General features: G+C 73.9%; 14 protein-coding genes and 2 pseudogenes. 11 read left to right on the forward strand and 5 right to left on the reverse strand.

The genetic code is table 11. From position 1 onward, the window contains the following. Window positions 1–3: 3 nt before the first annotated feature. Genes panD through BT341_RS25710 form a run of 3 tightly spaced genes read left to right on the forward strand, consistent with a single transcriptional unit; the run spans window position 4 to window position 1,730 of the window. On the forward strand, window positions 4–447 hold the full coding sequence (gene panD, locus BT341_RS25700) for an aspartate 1-decarboxylase (RefSeq protein ID WP_072478717.1): 444 nt from the start codon (window positions 4–6) through the stop codon (window positions 445–447). A 39-nt stretch (window positions 448–486) separates the two neighbouring features. Continuing rightward, a complete protein-coding gene (locus BT341_RS25705; protein WP_072478718.1) occupies window positions 487–1,509 on the forward strand; it encodes an ABC transporter substrate-binding protein in 1,023 nt (340 codons plus the stop codon). Window positions 1,510–1,520: 11 nt separating this feature from the next. After that, complete coding sequence (locus tag BT341_RS25710) at window positions 1,521–1,730, forward strand: MbtH family protein (RefSeq protein WP_072478719.1); 210 nt, start codon at window positions 1,521–1,523, stop codon at window positions 1,728–1,730. A gap of 80 nt (window positions 1,731–1,810) precedes the next feature. On the opposite strand, the gene BT341_RS25715 is transcribed toward BT341_RS25710, so the two are convergent. The 3 genes from BT341_RS25715 to BT341_RS25725 are packed head-to-tail and all read right to left on the reverse strand — an operon-like array spanning window position 1,811 to window position 6,140. Continuing rightward, window positions 1,811–3,562 carry an ABC transporter ATP-binding protein gene (locus tag BT341_RS25715; protein ID WP_072478720.1) on the reverse strand — a complete coding sequence of 584 codons (1,752 nt, stop codon included), beginning with the start codon at window positions 3,560–3,562 and terminating at the stop codon, window positions 1,811–1,813. Then, on the reverse strand, window positions 3,559–5,229 hold the full coding sequence (locus BT341_RS25720) for an ABC transporter ATP-binding protein (RefSeq protein ID WP_072478721.1): 1,671 nt from the start codon (window positions 5,227–5,229) through the stop codon (window positions 3,559–3,561). Before BT341_RS25720 ends, BT341_RS25715 begins: the two co-directional genes overlap by 4 nt. Window positions 5,230–5,282: 53 nt before the next feature. Continuing rightward, window positions 5,283–6,140 carry a DMT family protein gene (locus BT341_RS25725; RefSeq protein ID WP_072482177.1) on the reverse strand — a complete coding sequence of 286 codons (858 nt, stop codon included), beginning with the start codon at window positions 6,138–6,140 and terminating at the stop codon, window positions 5,283–5,285. 44 nt (window positions 6,141–6,184) lie between these two features. On the opposite strand from BT341_RS25725, the gene BT341_RS25730 reads away from it, so the two are divergent. Then, a complete protein-coding gene (locus tag BT341_RS25730; RefSeq protein WP_072478722.1) occupies window positions 6,185–6,697 on the forward strand; it encodes a DinB family protein in 513 nt (170 codons plus the stop codon). 623 nt (window positions 6,698–7,320) lie between these two features. Continuing rightward, window positions 7,321–8,472, forward strand: a complete 1,152-nt coding sequence (gene srmL, locus BT341_RS25735) for a PheS-related mystery ligase SrmL (protein ID WP_072478723.1) — start codon at window positions 7,321–7,323, stop codon at window positions 8,470–8,472. Here srmL and BT341_RS25740 read toward each other — a convergent pair. Further along, window positions 8,428–8,985, reverse strand: coding sequence for a TetR/AcrR family transcriptional regulator (locus BT341_RS25740; protein WP_245805103.1), 558 nt, complete (start codon window positions 8,983–8,985; stop codon window positions 8,428–8,430). The two genes, srmL and BT341_RS25740, sit on opposite strands and share 45 nt — an antisense overlap. Before the next feature lie 60 nt (window positions 8,986–9,045). Here BT341_RS25740 and BT341_RS25745 point away from each other — a divergent pair, with 60 nt between their 5' ends. The 6 genes and pseudogenes from BT341_RS25745 to BT341_RS25770 all read left to right on the forward strand — a co-directional run bounded on the left by BT341_RS25745 (window position 9,046) and on the right by BT341_RS25770 (window position 14,500). After that, window positions 9,046–9,999, forward strand: coding sequence for a zinc-binding dehydrogenase (locus tag BT341_RS25745; protein WP_072478725.1), 954 nt, complete (start codon window positions 9,046–9,048; stop codon window positions 9,997–9,999). Between the two features lie 23 nt (window positions 10,000–10,022). Next, on the forward strand, window positions 10,023–10,733 hold the full coding sequence (locus tag BT341_RS25750; RefSeq protein WP_072478726.1) for an MBL fold metallo-hydrolase: 711 nt from the start codon (window positions 10,023–10,025) through the stop codon (window positions 10,731–10,733). A gap of 113 nt (window positions 10,734–10,846) precedes the next feature. After that, a pseudogene (locus tag BT341_RS25755) lies at window positions 10,847–11,666 on the forward strand (ABC transporter permease). Then, a pseudogene (locus tag BT341_RS25760) lies at window positions 11,651–12,355 on the forward strand (ABC transporter ATP-binding protein). The pseudogenes BT341_RS25755 and BT341_RS25760 overlap by 16 nt, the downstream one beginning before the upstream one ends. Next, window positions 12,342–13,352, forward strand: coding sequence for an ABC transporter substrate-binding protein (locus BT341_RS25765; RefSeq protein WP_072478727.1), 1,011 nt, complete (start codon window positions 12,342–12,344; stop codon window positions 13,350–13,352). The pseudogene BT341_RS25760 and the gene BT341_RS25765 overlap by 14 nt, the downstream one beginning before the upstream one ends. Continuing rightward, complete coding sequence (locus BT341_RS25770; protein WP_072478728.1) at window positions 13,349–14,500, forward strand: LLM class flavin-dependent oxidoreductase; 1,152 nt, start codon at window positions 13,349–13,351, stop codon at window positions 14,498–14,500. Before BT341_RS25765 ends, BT341_RS25770 begins: the two co-directional genes overlap by 4 nt. On the opposite strand, the gene BT341_RS25775 is transcribed toward BT341_RS25770, so the two are convergent. Beyond that, the gene (locus BT341_RS25775) at window positions 14,497–15,282 is read right to left on the reverse strand and encodes an IclR family transcriptional regulator (RefSeq protein WP_072478729.1); all 786 of its coding nucleotides are present in this window, start codon (window positions 15,280–15,282) and stop codon (window positions 14,497–14,499) included. The two genes, BT341_RS25770 and BT341_RS25775, sit on opposite strands and share 4 nt — an antisense overlap. Between the last annotated feature and the right edge of the window lie 6 nt (window positions 15,283–15,288).

Genomic DNA, 15,288 nt, shown 5'->3' on the forward strand with positions numbered 1-15,288 from the left:
ACCGTGTACCGCACCCTGATGAACGCCAAGATCCACCGCGCCACCGTCACCCAGGCGGACCTGCACTACGTCGGCTCGCTGACCATCGACGCGGACCTGATGGCCGCCGCGGACATCGTCGAAGGCGAGCAGGTCCAGGTCGTCGACGTCACCAACGGCGCCCGGCTGGAGACCTACGCCATCACCGGCGAAGCGGGCTCCGGCGTCATCGGCGTCAACGGCGCGGCCGCGCACCTCGTGCACCCCGGCGACCTCGTCATCATCATCACCTACGCCCAGGTGGCCGAGTCCGAGCGCGCGGCGCACCGGCCGCGGGTGGTGCACGTGGACGGCCGCAACCGGCAGGTCCACCTGGGACACGACCCGGCCGAGCCGGTGCCCGGCGCCGAGGCGCAGCTTTCCGGCCGGGTGGGCGCTGACACAGTTGCTTTCCGCAGGCTGCCCTAAATAAGGTGTGCCTATCCTAAACTTCGGCGAGAGGTGCTCATGTCCGTGTTCCAAGGCGCTGCCGGGCTCAGCCGGCGCGGATTCCTGATCGGGGCGGGCGGCCTCGCGGCGACCGCCGCGCTGACCGCGTGCGGCAGTGGCGGAGCTTCGGGGCCCGCGGCGTCCGGTCCGTGGGAGTTCACCGACGACCGGGGCCGGCAGGCCGCGCGCGAGCAGCGTCCGGCGCGGGTCGTCGCCTACGTCAGCTCCGCCGCCGCGCTGTGGGACTACGGCGTCCGCCCGGTCGGCGTGTTCGGCCCGCAGAAGACGGCCGACGGCAAGAAGGAGATCCAGGCGGGCAACATCGACCTGAACGCCGTCACGTCGATCGGGAACGCCTGGGACGACTTCAGCATGGAGAAGTTCGCCGCCACCAAGCCGGACCTGGTGGTCACCGGCCTCACCGGCGCCAAGCCGACCGACCTGTGGGTGCTCAAGGACGACCTCGGCCCGAAGGTGCAGCCGATCGCGCCGATCGTCGCGCTGTCGGAATACAAGGTCACGCTGCCCAAGGTGATCGAGCGCTACGAGCAGCTCGCGGTGGCCCTGGGCGGCGACGCGAACTCGGATGTCATCAAGAAGGGCAAGGAAGACTTCCGGAAGGCGTCCGACGACCTGAAGGCGGCGATCAAGGCGAAGCCCGGCCTGAAGGTGCTCGTGGTGTCCAGCGACAAGGACAGCCTCTACGTCTGCAAGCCGGAGTTCTTCGCGGACCTGGCGTACTACCGCGACCTGGGCCTGGACATCGTCAACGGCGGCGGCTCGGACGACTACTTCGAGACGCTCAGCTGGGAGCAGGCCGGCAAGTACCCGGCCGACCTGATCCTCACCGACAGCCGCACGTATGCGTTGTCGCGTCAGCAGATGGCGCAGTTCCCGACGTGGGCGCAGCTGCCCGCGGTCCGGGCCGGCCAGCTCGCCGACTGGTCGACCGAACCCCGGTTCAACCCGGTGCTCGCGGCCCCGGTCATCCGGAAGCTGGCCGAGGTCGTCACGGGCGCCCGCACGGACATCACCGCCTGAGGAGGCCTGGCATGACCAACCCGTTCGAAGACCCGTCCGGGACGTATCTGGTCCTGGTCAACGCCGAGAACCAGCACAGCCTGTGGCCGTCGTCGATCGACGTCCCGGCCGGCTGGACGGCCGCCTACGGCCCGGCGGGCCGCCAGGAGTGCCTGGACCACGTGGAAGCGAACTGGACGGACATGCGCCCGAAGTCCCTGGCCGACGCCATGGACGCCTGACCTTCCGCATCCGGCGCGCCGGGAGCCACGCGGCTCCCGGCGCGCCGTCGTTTCGCAGCACGCGTGGAGTCGCCGCGGCGTCAGGCGCGCTGGCCCGACCAGGCCGCCCACAGCTTCGCGTACCGGCCGCCCGCCGCGACGAGGTCGTCGTGGGTGCCGGACTCGGCCACCGTGCCCGCGTCGAGCACCACGATCCGGTCCGCCGCCGCCGCCTGGGTCAGGCGGTGCGCGACCACCAGCGCCGTGCGGCCTTCCAGGGCCGCGGCGGCCGCCGACTCCAGGACCCGCGCGCCCGCGCTGCCCGCTTCCGCGGTGGCTTCGTCGAGGATCGCGATCGGCGGGTCCGCCAGCACCAGCCGGGCCAGGGCGAGCTGCTGGGTCTGCGTCACCGTCAGCCGGTGGCCGCCTTCGCCGACCACCGTGGCCAGGCCGTCCGGCAGACCGTCCACCCAGGACAGCGCGCCGACCTTCGCCAGTGCCTCGCGCAGCCGCGCGTCCGTCGCCGACGGCCGGGCGAGCCGCAGGTCCTCCGCCAGCGGGCCCGTGAAGACGTGGACCTCCTGGCTGATGAGCGCGACCGTCCGGCGCGTGGCCTCCGGGCCCAGCTCGTCCAGCGGGACGCCGCCGAGGGTGACCGAACCCGGGTCGGCGCGGTGGATCCCGGCGATCAGCTTGGCCAGCGTCGTCTTCCCGGCGCCGCTGGCCCCGACCAGCGCCACCCGCTCGCCGGGTGCCACGTCGAGGTCGATGCCGCGCAGCACCGGATGACCGTCCACATAGGAGTAGCCGGCCGCCGCCGTCTTGACGGACGCGTCGACGGGCCGTGCCGGCCGCGACGGCGACGGGTCGACGGGCAGGTCGGCGACGCCGATCAGCCGCGCGAGGCTCGCCGCGGCTGCCTGCGCGTCGTCGACCAGCGCCAGCGCCGTGGTGATCGGGCCGAACAGGCTGTGGAAGTACAGCGCCGCGGCCGTCGCCACGCCGACCGTCACCGCGTCCGTGCCGACCAGCACGAACCCCGTGGCCAGCACGGCCGACAGCCCGGCGAACTCGGCCAGGTTGAGCCGCGCGTAGAACCGCGTCACCAGCCGGATCCCGCGCAGCGCCAGCTCGAGGGCCGCGCCGGACCGCTTCCGCACCCGGTCCAGGTGCGGTTCCGCCAGCCGGAAGGCCCGGACGGTCTTGGCGCCGCCGATCGTGTCGAGAAGCTGCTGCTGTTGCGCGCCGACGGCTTCCCGCTGCGCGGCGTACAACGGCTTCGCGCGCGGCACGTACCACCGCACGGTCCACAGCTGGATCGGCACGGCGACCAGCGCGGCCAGCAGGAACCGCCAGTCGAGCACGGCCAGCGCGCCCAGCGTGAGCAGCACGGTCAGCACGGACCGGCCCAGCTCGGGCAGCGCCTGCCGGACGGCCTCGGCGACCACCGAGACGTCGTTCGTCACGCGGGCGGTGAGGTCGCCGGACCCGGCGCGCTCCAGCTGTTCGAGCGGCAGGCCGAGGGCCCGCTCGACGAAGCGTTCCCGCAGCTCGGCGAGGATCGTCTCGCCCAGCCGGGCCACCAGGGACACGCCGATCGCCGTCGCGACGGCCTGTCCCGCCGCGACGAGCACCAGCCCGGCGACCGGCGTGATCAGCTCGGCCGCCGGGTGCCGGGTCGCCGCGAGGTCGACGACCCGGCCGAGCAGGGGAGCGGTGAGCAGGCCGATCGCGGTGGCCGCCACCAGCGTCGTGAACGCGGCCGCGGCCCGGCCTTTCGACCGGGCGGCCAGCTCGCCGACGACGGCACGGATCCGGCGCCCGTCGGCGACGGGCAGGAGTTCGCGGGTCACGACAGCACCGCCGCCCGGTAGTCGGCACGGACCGCGAGGTCGGCGTGGCTGCCTTCGCCCGCTATCCGCCCGTCGTCGAGGAGGACGACGCGATCGGCCGCCGCGAGCAGGGCCGGGCTGGTGGTGACGAGGATCGTGGTGCGGCCGCGCCGCAGCTCGGCCAGGCCGGCGGCGATCCGGGCCTCGGTGACGGTGTCGACGGCGGTCGTCGGATCGTGCAGCACGAGCACCGGCGCGTCGGCGGACAGCGCGCGGGCCAGGGCGACCCGCTGGCGCTGGCCGCCGGAGAGCGACCGGCCGCGTTCGCTGACAGCGGTCGCGACGCCGTCGGGAAGGGCGGCGGCGACTTCGTCGACGGCGGCCGCGGCCATCGCCTCCGCCGCGCGCGGCCCGGAACCGACGTTCGCTTCGACGGTGCCGGCGAACAGGTCCGCGTCGTGCGCGGCGACCAGCACCACCTCGCGAACCCGGTCTGGGTCCACAGTGGACAGATCGCCCGAGTCGACCGACACCGAACCCGCCACGGGATCGGCGGCGCGGCCGAGGCAGTCGAGCAGATCGGTCGCGGCGGCCGGATCGGTGGCGACCACCCCGAGCAGCTCGCCGGGGCGGGCTTCGAACCCGACGTCGCGCAGGGCGCCGCGGCGAAGCGAGGACAGCCGCACGTGCCCGGCCGGCCGGGCGGGCAGCGTGGCGTGCCCGGTGCCGACGGCGGGCGGTGCGTTCAGGACGTCCGCGATGCGGGCGGCCGACGCGCGGCCCTGGGCGAGTTCGCCGTTGACCCAGGAGAAGATCGTGAACGGCGTGATCAGGTACTGGGCGAGCCCGACCGCGGCGACGAGGTCGCCGACGCTGATGGCGCCGTCGGCCGCGAGGGTGCCGCCGACGAGCGCGACCACGGCGATGAAGATGCCGGTCAGCGCGAGGAGCGCGCCGTTGTGCCAGGCCTGGGCCCGCGCGGCACGCAGGGTCGCGCGCAGCGAGTCCTGGCTGGTCCGGCGGTAGCGGTCGACGGCGGCCCGTTCGGCGCCGATGCCTTTGAGCACGCGCAGCCCCGCGACGAGGTCGGTCGCGACGCCCGAGGCGAAGGCGGACCGTTCCTGCTCGGCCTCGCTGCGGCGTTCGAGGGGCTTGCCGACCAGGTGCGCCAGGTACAGCACCGGCGGCGTGCCGAGCAGGACCAGCAGGCCGAGCGGGACGCTCATGGTGAGCAGCACGACGGCGCTGACCAGCAGCCCGGCCAGGCCCGCGGCCCCGAACGGCAGGACGCCGTTGACCTGGCCGACGCGCTTCGCGTCCGACGTCCCGATGCTCACCAGCTCGCCCGCGAGGTTGCCGGCTTCGGCACCGCCGCCGGGGTGCAGCACGCGGCGTCCGACGTCGAGGCGCAGGTCGTGGGCCGCCCGCTCGGCGGCGCGCTCGCCGAACCGGGCGCCGAGGCGGTAGCTGGTCGACAGCGCGGCGAAGAGCACGCCCAGCACCGCGAGCCACAGCAGCAGGGTGCCCGCCGAGCCGCCCGCGACGGCCTGGTCGATCACCACGCCGATCACCACCGGCACCAGCGCCTCGCCGCCCTGGTGGCACGCGGTCAGCAGCGCCGCGAGGGCGACCGGACGGCGTTGCCCGGTGATCGAGCGGCGGAGGACTTCCCGTCCGGTCGTGCGCACCCGCGCCTCCCTGTCCTGTCGTGGGATAGGTAAGGCTAGTCTAAGTAAAGGAGTTACGGGAGCGTGGTCGGCTTCGTCTCACTTCGGTCCGTCGCCGGTTCCCCGAAGCGCGCCAGTGCGAGCGCGGCGGCCACCGCGAGGGCGAACCCGGCGACGGCGGCGACCGCGAACCCGGGCCGCGTCCGGTCGCCGAGGACGAGGACGCCGACCAGCGAAGGGAACACCGTCTCGCCGAGCACCATCATCGCGGTCGACGTGGTGACGCTGCCGCGTTGCAGCGCCGTCGCGTAGAACAGCATCGCCATGCCGCCCGCCACGGCGACGGTGTAGGTGGCCGGGTCGGTGAGCAGGTCCAGCGGGGCCAGGCTCGGGATGATCCGCCCGGCGATCGCGACGACGCCGAAGCTGAGCCCGGCGACGAGCCCGAGCGCGGGCGTCCGCACCCGGCGGTTCGCCTTGCCCGCGGCGACGCCGGCGACGGCCAGCACGGCGACCGCGCCGATCAGCCCGAGCCGGAAGCCCAGCCCGACCGGAGCGGAACCCTCGCTCTCGGCGGCCGCGCCGAGGAGCGCGAGCCCGGCGCACACGACGGCGACGGCCGCCCATTCCCTGGCACCGAGCCGGACGCCGAGGAACCGCGCGGCGACGGCGGTCACGGCGAGGCTGGCGGCGAGCGCGGCCTGCACGACGAACAGCGGAAGCACGTGCAGGGCGGCGATCTGCGCGACGAACCCGAGGACGTCGAGCGACAGCCCGAGGACGAACTTCCACTGGCCGAGCACGCGCACGAGCAGTTTCGGGTCGACCCCTTGCGCGCCGGTGTCGGCCGCCCGGGCCGCCACCGACTGCATCACCGACGCCACGCCGTACGCGATTGCCGCGCCGAGGGCGCACAGGAGTCCCCACCACATGGCGATCACTCTATTTTGTCGGACCGGTGCGGTACGTTGCGGCCATGTCGAACACGAGTTCGAAGACGCATCGCGAGTGGCCAGGCCCCCTGGCGGGTGACGAATGGCGGCTCCAGCTGGACTTCCTGCAGTTCCTGCGAGCGACGGCGGTGAACAAGCTGGCGGGGTTGTCCCGCGAGCTGGCGGTGGCGACGCCGTTGCCGACCTCGCCGCGGATGAGCGCGCTGGGGGTGGTGAAGCACCTGACGGCGGTGGAGCGGTGGTGGCTGTCGATCGAGGCCGGGGGTGCGGACCTGCCGTCGTTGTGGGCCGGGTCGCCGGATCCGAGCTGGGACGTTGCGGCGGAGGACACGCCGGCGTCGGTGGTGGCGGCGTACAAGGCGGAGTGGGCGCGGGCGGAGAAGTCGTTGCGCCGGCTGGGGCCGGACGACCGCACCCGGCGGCGTGGCGAGTTCACCGTGCGGTGGGTGGTCGCGCATGTGGTTCAGGAGACTGCGCGGCATGTGGGGCATTTGGACGTGCTGCGCGAACTGGCCGACGGGGAGGTGGGCGAGTGAGGTGAGGGGTGGGGCCGCCGGGGGCCGGGCAGGGGAGCACGGGGAAGGGGCCGTGGCCGAAGGGCAGCCCGGGCCGGGGCGGAGAGGGGGCCGGGCCGAAAGGCTGCCGGGGCCGGGGCGGAGAGGGGGCCGTGGCCGAAGGGCAGCCCGGGCCGGGGCGGAGAGGGGGCCGGGCCGAAGGGCTGCCGGGGCCGGGGCGGAGAGGGGGCTGGGCCGAAGGGCTGCCGGGGCCGGGGCGGAGAGGGGGCTGGGCCGAAGGGCTGCCGGGGGCGGGGCCGAAGGCAGCCGGGGGCCGGGGCCGAGAGGGGGGCTGGGCCGAAGGGCTGCCGGGGCCGGGGCCGAAGGCAGCCGGGGGCCGGGCCGAGCCTTTCGCCGCCGGTTTGCCGTAAACCGCGTGACAGGTTGCTTAACCTGGACTCGTGGCCGTTGTCGCGGGGTACCGCCGATTTACCGGCCCCCTGGCCCTTGCCGGTGCCAGCGGGGTCTCCGTGCCATGTCCGCCGTCCGCGTTGCCTCACCAGGCGAGCCCTTCCGCGACAGCGAGCCGCCAGCGCTGAACCTCACCGGGTTCCCGGGCCAGGGGGTGCATCCCGTCACCGTCCCCCCATCCCGGAGGTTCCGTCATGCCCACCGCACTCACCCCCGCCCAGCTCGCCCGTGACCTCGCCGTCCGTGATCTCACCGATCCCGGCGCCGGGCCGCATGCCGTTCAGCTCGTCGTCCGGCGGGCCGTCGCCGCCCTTCACGACACCCTCCGCTGTGTCGTCCGGTGGTCGCCCGGGGACCGGATCGTCTCGATCGCCGACAACTACGACAACCTCCGCTACCACCCCGCCGACGTCACCCGCGACGCGCGCTACACCCGCTACGTCGACGCCCGGCACGTTCTGCGCAGCCACTCCAGCGCCATGGTCCCGGCCGCGCTCCGGGCGCTCGCCGCCGATCCCGCCGATGACGTCCTGCTCGTCTGTCCCGGTCTCGTCTACCGCCGCGACAGCATCGACCGGCTGCACACCGGCACCCCGCACCAGCTCGACCTCTGGCGCGTCACCCGCACCCGCACCGGCCGCGCCGACCTCGAGGAGATGGTGTCCCTGCTCCTCGGCGCCCTGCTGCCCGGACGGAAGTGGCGGCTCGAACCCCGCCGTCATCCGTACACTGTGGACGGTGCGCAGCTCGACGTGCGCCACGACGGCGAATGGGTCGAGGTCGCCGAGTGCGGGCTCGCCCATCCCGCCGTGCTCGGCCGCGCGGGGCTCGATCACCGCTGGTCCGGCCTGGCGCTCGGCATGGGCCTCGACCGGATGCTCATGCTGGTCAAGGGCATCCCGGACATCCGCCTCCTGCGCTCGCCCGATCCCGCCGTCGCCGCGCAGCTGACCGATCTCGCGCCCTACCGGCCGGTTTCGGGTCTTCCCCCGGTCCGCCGCGACCTCTCCATCGCCGTCGCCGCGGACGACCGGGCCGAGGACCTCGGCGACCGGGTCCGCACCGCGCTCGGGGACGACGCCGACGTCGTCGAGTCGGTCGAGATCCGGCAGGAGACGCCGTGCGCGCGGCTGCCGCCGCAAGCCCGCGCCCGCCTCGGCGCGACACGGGACCAGAAGAACCTCCTGGTCCGCGTCGTCCTCAGGCCGCTGGGCGCGACGCTGTCCGACCGTGAAGCGAACATCCTCAGAGACCGCGCCTACGCGGCCCTGCACCAGGGCAGCGTGCACCAATGGGCGGTGTCACGCCCGGAATCCGCGGAGCGCGAGCGCGGCGAAGCGCCGTGAAGCCGCGACGCGCGCCGCCGGTGTCGGGGCCTGGATGCCGTTGTTGGCCATGAGGACCAGGATGACGTCGTCCAGGACGACGTCCGGGTGCACCCGGCCGGCGTCCTGCGCACGGCGGATCAGCTCGGCGATCGACTTCAACGCCCGCGCGCGGTCCGCGGCGAAGTCCAGCGCGTGCGGGAACGCCGACACGAACGCCGCGGTGAAGCCCCGGTCGCGGGCGTGCAGCTCGCAGAGCCGCTCGACGACCAGGGCGAAGCCGTGCCAGGGATCCGGGTCGGCGAGACCTTCGTCGACGATCGCGTAGCAGGCGCGCATCTGGTCCTCGAACGCCTCGGTGGCCAGGAGTTCCTTGGTCGGGAACCGGCGGTAGAGCGTCGCCGGGCCGACGCCGGCGCGGCGGGCGATCTCCCGCATCGGCACGTCGAGGCCCTCGGTCGCGAACAACGCGCGGGCCGCGTCCAGGACGCGCTCGCGGTTGTCCTGCGCGTCGGACCGCAGCAAGTGAGGCACTCGGTCGGGCACCCTCTCACTTTAGCCAAGTGGACGGGGGCGTCCATTACCGTCGATCCGGTGAAAGCGATAGCGATACAGCAGTTCGGCGGTCCGGACGGACTCGCGGTCGTCGACCTGCCCACCCCCGAGCCCGCCGCCGGGCAGGTCGTGCTCGCCACCGAGGCGATCGGCGTCGGCGGGGTCGACGTGCTCATCCGGAGCGGCGCGCTGGCCGCATACGGCTTCGAAGAAGGACACATCCTCGGTGGCGAAGTCGCGGGCACGGTGACGGCGGCCGGCGCCGACGTCGACCCGTCGTGGGTCGGACGGCGCGTGTGGGGCTTCACCGGTGTCGGCGGCGGCTACAGCGAGCAAGCCGTCGCCCCGGCCGCGTCGCTCGTCGCCCTTCCCGAGACGTTGTCGGCCGTCGACGCCGTCACGCTCGGCAGCTCCGGTGTGGTGGCCCACTTCGGTCTCCGCCACGCCCGCTTCGCGCCGGGCGAGTCGGTGCTGGTGCGCGGCGCGTCGGGCGGCATCGGGATCATGGCCGTGCAGCTCGCCGCCCAGGCCGGCGCGGGCACGGTCGCGGTCACGACGTCCTCGCCCGAGCGGGGTGCCCGCCTGCGCGAGCTGGGTGCGACCCACGTGCTGGACCGCGCGGGCACGGGCGAGGACACGTTCGACGTCGTCATCGACGTCGTCGCCGGCGCGCACCTGCCCGAGTTCTTCGCCAAGCTGAAGCCGAACGGGCGGCTGGTGGCCGTCGGCGCGGTCGCCGGCGACCCGCCGGCCGACTTCGGCGCGCGGCTGTTCCGCACGTTCCGCAAGTCGTTGTCGTTCGCGACCTTCAGCGCGGACACCGTGCCACTGGCCGACCGGCGCGTGGTGACGGCGGAGCTGTTCGCGGCCGCGACCCGCGGCCAGCCGGCGGCCGTCGTGCACGACGTGCTCCCCCTGGAGCAGGCCGTGGCGGCGCACCGCAAGATGCAGGCGGGCGAGGTGTTCGGGCGGATCGTCCTGACCGTGGGCTGAGACCGCGCCGTAGGGTTGGGCCCATGGCAGATCGGCTCTACTTCCGGCAGCTGCTCGCCGGGCGGGACTTCGCCGTCGGCGATCCCGTCGCGACGCAGATGGTGAACTTCGCCTACCTCATCGGCGACCGGGACACCGGGGACGCGGTGATCGTCGACCCGGCCTACGCCGTGCAGGACCTCGTGACCGTGCTCGAGGACGACGGCATGCGGCTCACCGGCGTGCTCGCCACCCACCACCACCCCGACCACGTCGGCGGCGCCATGCTCGGCTTCGAGCTGCCCGGGATCGCCGAGCTGCTCGCCATCCGGCCGGTGCCCATCCACGTCAACGGCGCCGAGACCGAGTGGGTCCGGCGCGTCACCGGCGTCTCCGGCACCGACCTGCGCGCGCACGACCACGACGACGTCCTCGAAGTCGGTGCCATTCCCATCCGGCTGCTGCACACGCCCGGCCACACCCCGGGCAGCCAGTGCTTCCTCGTCGAGGACAAGCTCGTTTCCGGCGACACGCTGTTCCTGGAAGGCTGCGGCCGCACCGACTTCCCCGGCGGGGACGCCGAGGAGATCTACCGCAGCCTGCAGGCGCTCGCCGGCCTGCCCGGCGACCCGGTCGTCTATCCCGGGCACCAGTATTCGGCCGAGCCGTCCGCCGCGCTGTCGGAAGTGAAACGCACGAACTTCGTCTACCGGCCGCGCTCGCTCGACGAATGGAAGGTCATGTTCGGGGGCTGACGCAACGAGCGTTCACGGATTGGGACTGCGCGTCCACGGATTGACTTCGCCGCGCGGGGGCTCGAAGCTCGGGAGCACGCAATCCCGCAATTCCCCGTCCCCGGGAGAAATCCGTGTCGATTTCCACCACGGGTGTGCTGACGCGCGCCCGGAAACGCGCCGAAGGGCCGCCGCGCAAACCCGTGCGCCGGCTCGACCTGCGGCGCTGGATCAGCCCGGTGGCGCTCGTCGCCGCCTGGCAGGCCGCGAGCGCCACCGGCGTCCCTGCCGCCCGACAAGCTCAGTTCACCGTGGACGGTCGTGCAGGCCGGTGTCGAAGCCGCGCGCGGCGGCGAGCTCGGTGACGCGTTCGCCGTGTCGCTCGGCCGCGTCGGCGCCGGCTTCGCGCTCGGCCTCGTCGCCGGGGTGGCGCTCGGCATCGTCTCGGGGCTGTCGCGCTGGGGCGAGGCACTGGTCGACCCACCGGTGCAGATGCTGCGCACGCTGCCGTTCCTGGGCCTGATCCCGCTGTTCATCCTCTGGTTCGGCATCGGCGAAGAAACCAAGATCGTGCTGGTCGCCCTCGGGGTCGCGTTCCCGCTCTACCTCAACGTCCACTCGGGAATCCGGGGCGCCGACCCGGACCTCGGGGAAGCCTCGCGCGCGCTCGGGTTCAGCCGCGCGGAACGGCTCTGGCACGTCGTCCTGCCCGGCGCGCTGCCGCAGGCGCTCGTCGGGCTGCGGCAGTCGCTGGGCCTGGCGTGGCTCGCGCTGATCGTCGGCGAAACCGTGAACGCCGACGCGGGTGTCGGCTACCTGATCAACAACGCGCGGGAGTTCCTGCGCACCGACGTCGTGGTCGTCGGTCTCGTCCTGTACGCCCTGCTCGGCCTGGTCACCGACGCGCTGGTCCGGCTGCTGGAACGGAAGGTGCTGCGGTGGCGAAACCGGTAGCCGAGGTCCGGGGCCTCACGAAGCGGTTCGGCGACCGGACCGTCCTGAGCGGACTCGACCTGACCGTCGAGCGTGGCGAGTTCGTTGCGCTGCTGGGCCGCAGCGGCTCGGGCAAGTCGACGCTCCTGCGCGTGCTCGCCGGCCTCGACGACGACGTCGAAGGGCGTGCGGAAGTGTCCGGGACCGTCTCCGTCGCGTTCCAGCAGCCGCGGCTGCTGCCGTGGCGGAAGGTCTGGCGCAACGTCGTCCTCGGCCTGCGCCAGGACGGCGTCGCGAAGTCCCGCAACCGCGCCCTCGCCGAATAGGCGCTGGGCGAGGTCCACCTGGCCGAGCACGCCGACGACTGGCCGCTCACGCTGTCCGGCGGGGAAGCGCAACGCGTCTCGCTGGCCCGGGCGCTGGTGCGCGAACCCGATCTGCTCCTGCTGGACGAGCCGTTCGGCGCTCTCGACGCGCTCACCCGCCTCGCCATGCACCGGCTCGTCGCCGAGCTGTGGCGGCGGCACCGGCCGGGCGTGCTGCTGGTGACCCACGACGTCGACGAGGCACTCCGCCTCGCCGGCCGGGTCCTGGTGCTCGACGGCGGCCGGATCGTGGCCGGGCACCGGCCGCGCGGGGCCGGCAGCCACGACGATCTCCGCCGGCGCGTGCTGGCGGACCTGGGGGTGACCGAAGATGCGGTGGCGTAAGGCAACGGCCGTCCTCGCGGCGGCCTTCGCGCTGGCCGGCTGCGGCCCGGCGACGGGCACGGACCAGGCGGCCGTGCCGGGCCCGGTCAGCGCGGCGGACCTGGCCAAGGTGACGCTCAAGGTCGGTGACCAGAAAGGTGGCGTGAAGTCGCTGCTCACCGCCGCCGGCCAGCTGACCGGGACGCCGTACCGGATCGAATGGTCGACGTTCACCTCGGGGCCGCCGCTGCTGGAAGCCGCGTCGGCGGGCGCGATCGACACCGGCCGCGTCGGCAACACCCCGCCGATCTTCGCGGCCGCCGCGAAGGCGAAGATCAAGGTGATCAGCGCTTCCCGCAGCAACGTCGAGCGGGAGGCCGTCCTCGTCCCGTCCGATTCGCCGTTGCGGGACGTCGCTTCGCTGAAGGGCAAGACCATCGGCGTCGCGAACGGCACGTCGGCGCACGGGCAGCTGCTGAACACGCTGCACAACCACGGACTGTCTACAAAGGACGTCAAGCTGAGCTTCCTGCAGCCGTCGGAGGCCTACGCCGCGTTCACCCAGCACACGATCGACGCCTGGGCGATCTGGGACCCCTACACCGCGCAGGCCCAGCTGGAAGCGCACGCCCGGGTGCTCGCCGACGGCCGCGGCGCCTCCAACGGCCTCGGCTTCCTCACCGCGAGCACCGCGGCGCTGGCCGATCCGGGCCGGAACGCGGCGCTGCGCGATTTCGCCGTCCGCGTGGTCAAGGCGCAGAAGTGGGCCGACACGCACCGCGCGGAGTGGGCGCAGGCGTGGGCGAAGGAGACCGGGCTGAAGCTCGAGGTGGCGCAGAAGGCCGTCGACGCCGGGCGGGACCTGCCGGTCGCGCTGGACGATTCGGTGGTGCGCTCCGAACAGCAGCTCGCGGACGCGTTCACCGACGAGAAGACACTGCCGGGCAAGGTGGACTTCGCCGCGTTCGCCGACCGGCGGTTCGCCGCGGACCTGGATCAGGCGAGGAGCAACGGATGAGCATCAGGCTGCACTGGTTCCTGCCCACCAGCGGCGACGGCCGCACGATCGTGGAACGCTTCCACGCCAACCGGTCCGCGGGGCCGGCGGCCCAGCGCGACCCCGACCTGGACTACCTGGCCCAGGTCGCCCGCGCCGCCGAGCGGCAGGGCTTCGAAGGCGTGCTGACCCCGACCGGCACGTGGTGCGAGGACGCGTGGCTGACCACGGCCGCGCTGATCCGCGAGACGACCCGGCTGAAGTTCCTGGTCGCGTTCCGCCCCGGCGTCCTCTCGCCCACGCTGGCGGCGCAGATGGCGGGCACGTTCCAGCGCCTGTCCGGCGGCCGCGTGCTGCTGAACGTCGTGACCGGCGGCGACGCGGTCGAGCAGCGGCGCTTCGGCGACTGGCACGACCACGACGCCCGGTACGCCCGCACGGACGAGTTCCTCACCATCGTGCGCGGGGTCTGGTCGGGGGAGCCGTTCACCTTCGCCGGCGAACACCTCCGGGTCGAAGGCGCGACGACGCTGGCGGCGCCGGACCCGGTGCCGCCGATCTACTTCGGCGGCTCGTCGGCGGCCGCGCTGCCCGTCGCGGCCAAGCACGCCGACGTCTACCTGACCTGGGGTGAACCGCCCGCGCAGGTGGCGGAGAAGATCGGCAAGGTCCGCGAGCTGGCCGGCGACCGGCCGGTCCGGTTCGGCGTCCGGTTGCACACGATCTCCCGCGACACGTCGGCCGAAGCGTGGGCGGAGGCCCGGAAGCTGCTGGCCGCGCTGAGCCCGGAGCAGGTCGCGAAGGCGCAGGCACAGCTGGCGGCGAGCGAGTCGGTGGGGCAGCAGCGGATGGTCGCGCTGCACGGCGGCCGGACCGGCGGCGGTGTCCGCGGGCTGGAGATCCACACGAACCTGTGGGCGGGCATCGGCCTGGTCCGCGGCGGCGCGGGCACGGCGCTCGTGGGCAGCCACAGCGAGGTCGCGGACCTGATCGAGGAGTACCACAGTGTCGGCGTGACGGAGTTCGTGCTGTCGGGCTACCCGCACCTGGAAGAGGCGTACTGGTTCGGCGACGGTGTCCGCCCCGAACTCGCCCGGCGCGGCCTCCTGGGCGGCGTCCCGGCGCCGCACCGGCCGTCACACCCGGAACGGCACGTCGCGGCGCTCTAGCGCCGGCCGTCCGCGGCGGGCGCCGACAGCGTCCGGGTCAACGCGAGCGCCACCGTCCGGACGGCGGGTGCGACCCGTTCGGTCCGCATCCGGTTGGCCCAGCCGGAAATCGACACCGCGGCGACCGCGACGCCCCGCGCGTCGAGCAGCGGGCTGGCCGCGCACACGACGCCGACCCCGGATTCCTCGCGTTCCAGGGCGACGCCTTCCTCGCGGACCCGGGTGAGCTGACGGCGCAGCAGTCCCGGCGCGGTGATCGTCCGGGCGCTCAGCCGGGGCAGCCCGGCGTCGATCACCTTGGTCACCACCGGTTCCGGGGAGAACGCGAGGATGGCCTTGCCGACGCCGGTGGCGTGCGCGGGGAACCGGCCGCCGATGCGCGAGGGCAGGGTCGGCGCGTCGGGCCCGCGCAGCACGTCGAGGTAGACGACCTCGGTGCCTTCGAGGATCGCCAGGTGCACGGTGTTGCGCGTCGCCTCGCGCAGGTCGGCGAGGTACGGGCGGGCCGCTTCGACGAGCCCGCGGCGCGGCGAGGCGAGCTGGCCGATTTCGAACAGCCGCAGCCCCAGCCGCACCGCGCCGTCCTCGCGCTCGAGCAGACCGGTGCCGGTGAGGTGGCCGACGAGCCGGTGCACGGTCGTCTTCGCCAGGCCCGTCCGGCGGGCCAGCTCCGAGACGCCGAGACGCTCGTCACCCGGCCGGAAGGCTTCCAGCAGCGCGGCGAGCCGGGCGGCGACCAGGCCGTCGCCGCTCGCGCCGTCGTTCCGGCCAGCGGTACGCATGGGTTG

Origin of the sequence: Amycolatopsis australiensis (assembly GCF_900119165.1) — a bacterium.
Lineage (GTDB): Bacteria > Actinomycetota > Actinomycetes > Mycobacteriales > Pseudonocardiaceae > Amycolatopsis > Amycolatopsis australiensis.

Bases quoted from the DNA above. Each gene is read 5' to 3' on its own strand.
- BT341_RS25705 (WP_072478718.1), top strand. From the start codon at position 487: ATGTCCGTGTTCCAAGGCGCTGCCGGGCTCAGCCGGCGCGGATTCCTG.
- BT341_RS25710 (WP_072478719.1), top strand. From the start codon at position 1,521: ATGACCAACCCGTTCGAAGACCCGTCCGGGACGTATCTGGTCCTGGTC.
- BT341_RS25725 (WP_072482177.1), bottom strand. From the start codon at position 6,140: ATGTGGTGGGGACTCCTGTGCGCCCTCGGCGCGGCAATCGCGTACGGC.
- BT341_RS25730 (WP_072478722.1), top strand. From the start codon at position 6,185: ATGTCGAACACGAGTTCGAAGACGCATCGCGAGTGGCCAGGCCCCCTG.
- srmL (WP_072478723.1), top strand. From the start codon at position 7,321: ATGCCCACCGCACTCACCCCCGCCCAGCTCGCCCGTGACCTCGCCGTC.
- BT341_RS25750 (WP_072478726.1), top strand. From the start codon at position 10,023: ATGGCAGATCGGCTCTACTTCCGGCAGCTGCTCGCCGGGCGGGACTTC.
- BT341_RS25765 (WP_072478727.1), top strand. From the start codon at position 12,342: ATGCGGTGGCGTAAGGCAACGGCCGTCCTCGCGGCGGCCTTCGCGCTG.
- BT341_RS25770 (WP_072478728.1), top strand. From the start codon at position 13,349: ATGAGCATCAGGCTGCACTGGTTCCTGCCCACCAGCGGCGACGGCCGC.
- BT341_RS25775 (WP_072478729.1), bottom strand. From the start codon at position 15,282: ATGCGTACCGCTGGCCGGAACGACGGCGCGAGCGGCGACGGCCTGGTC.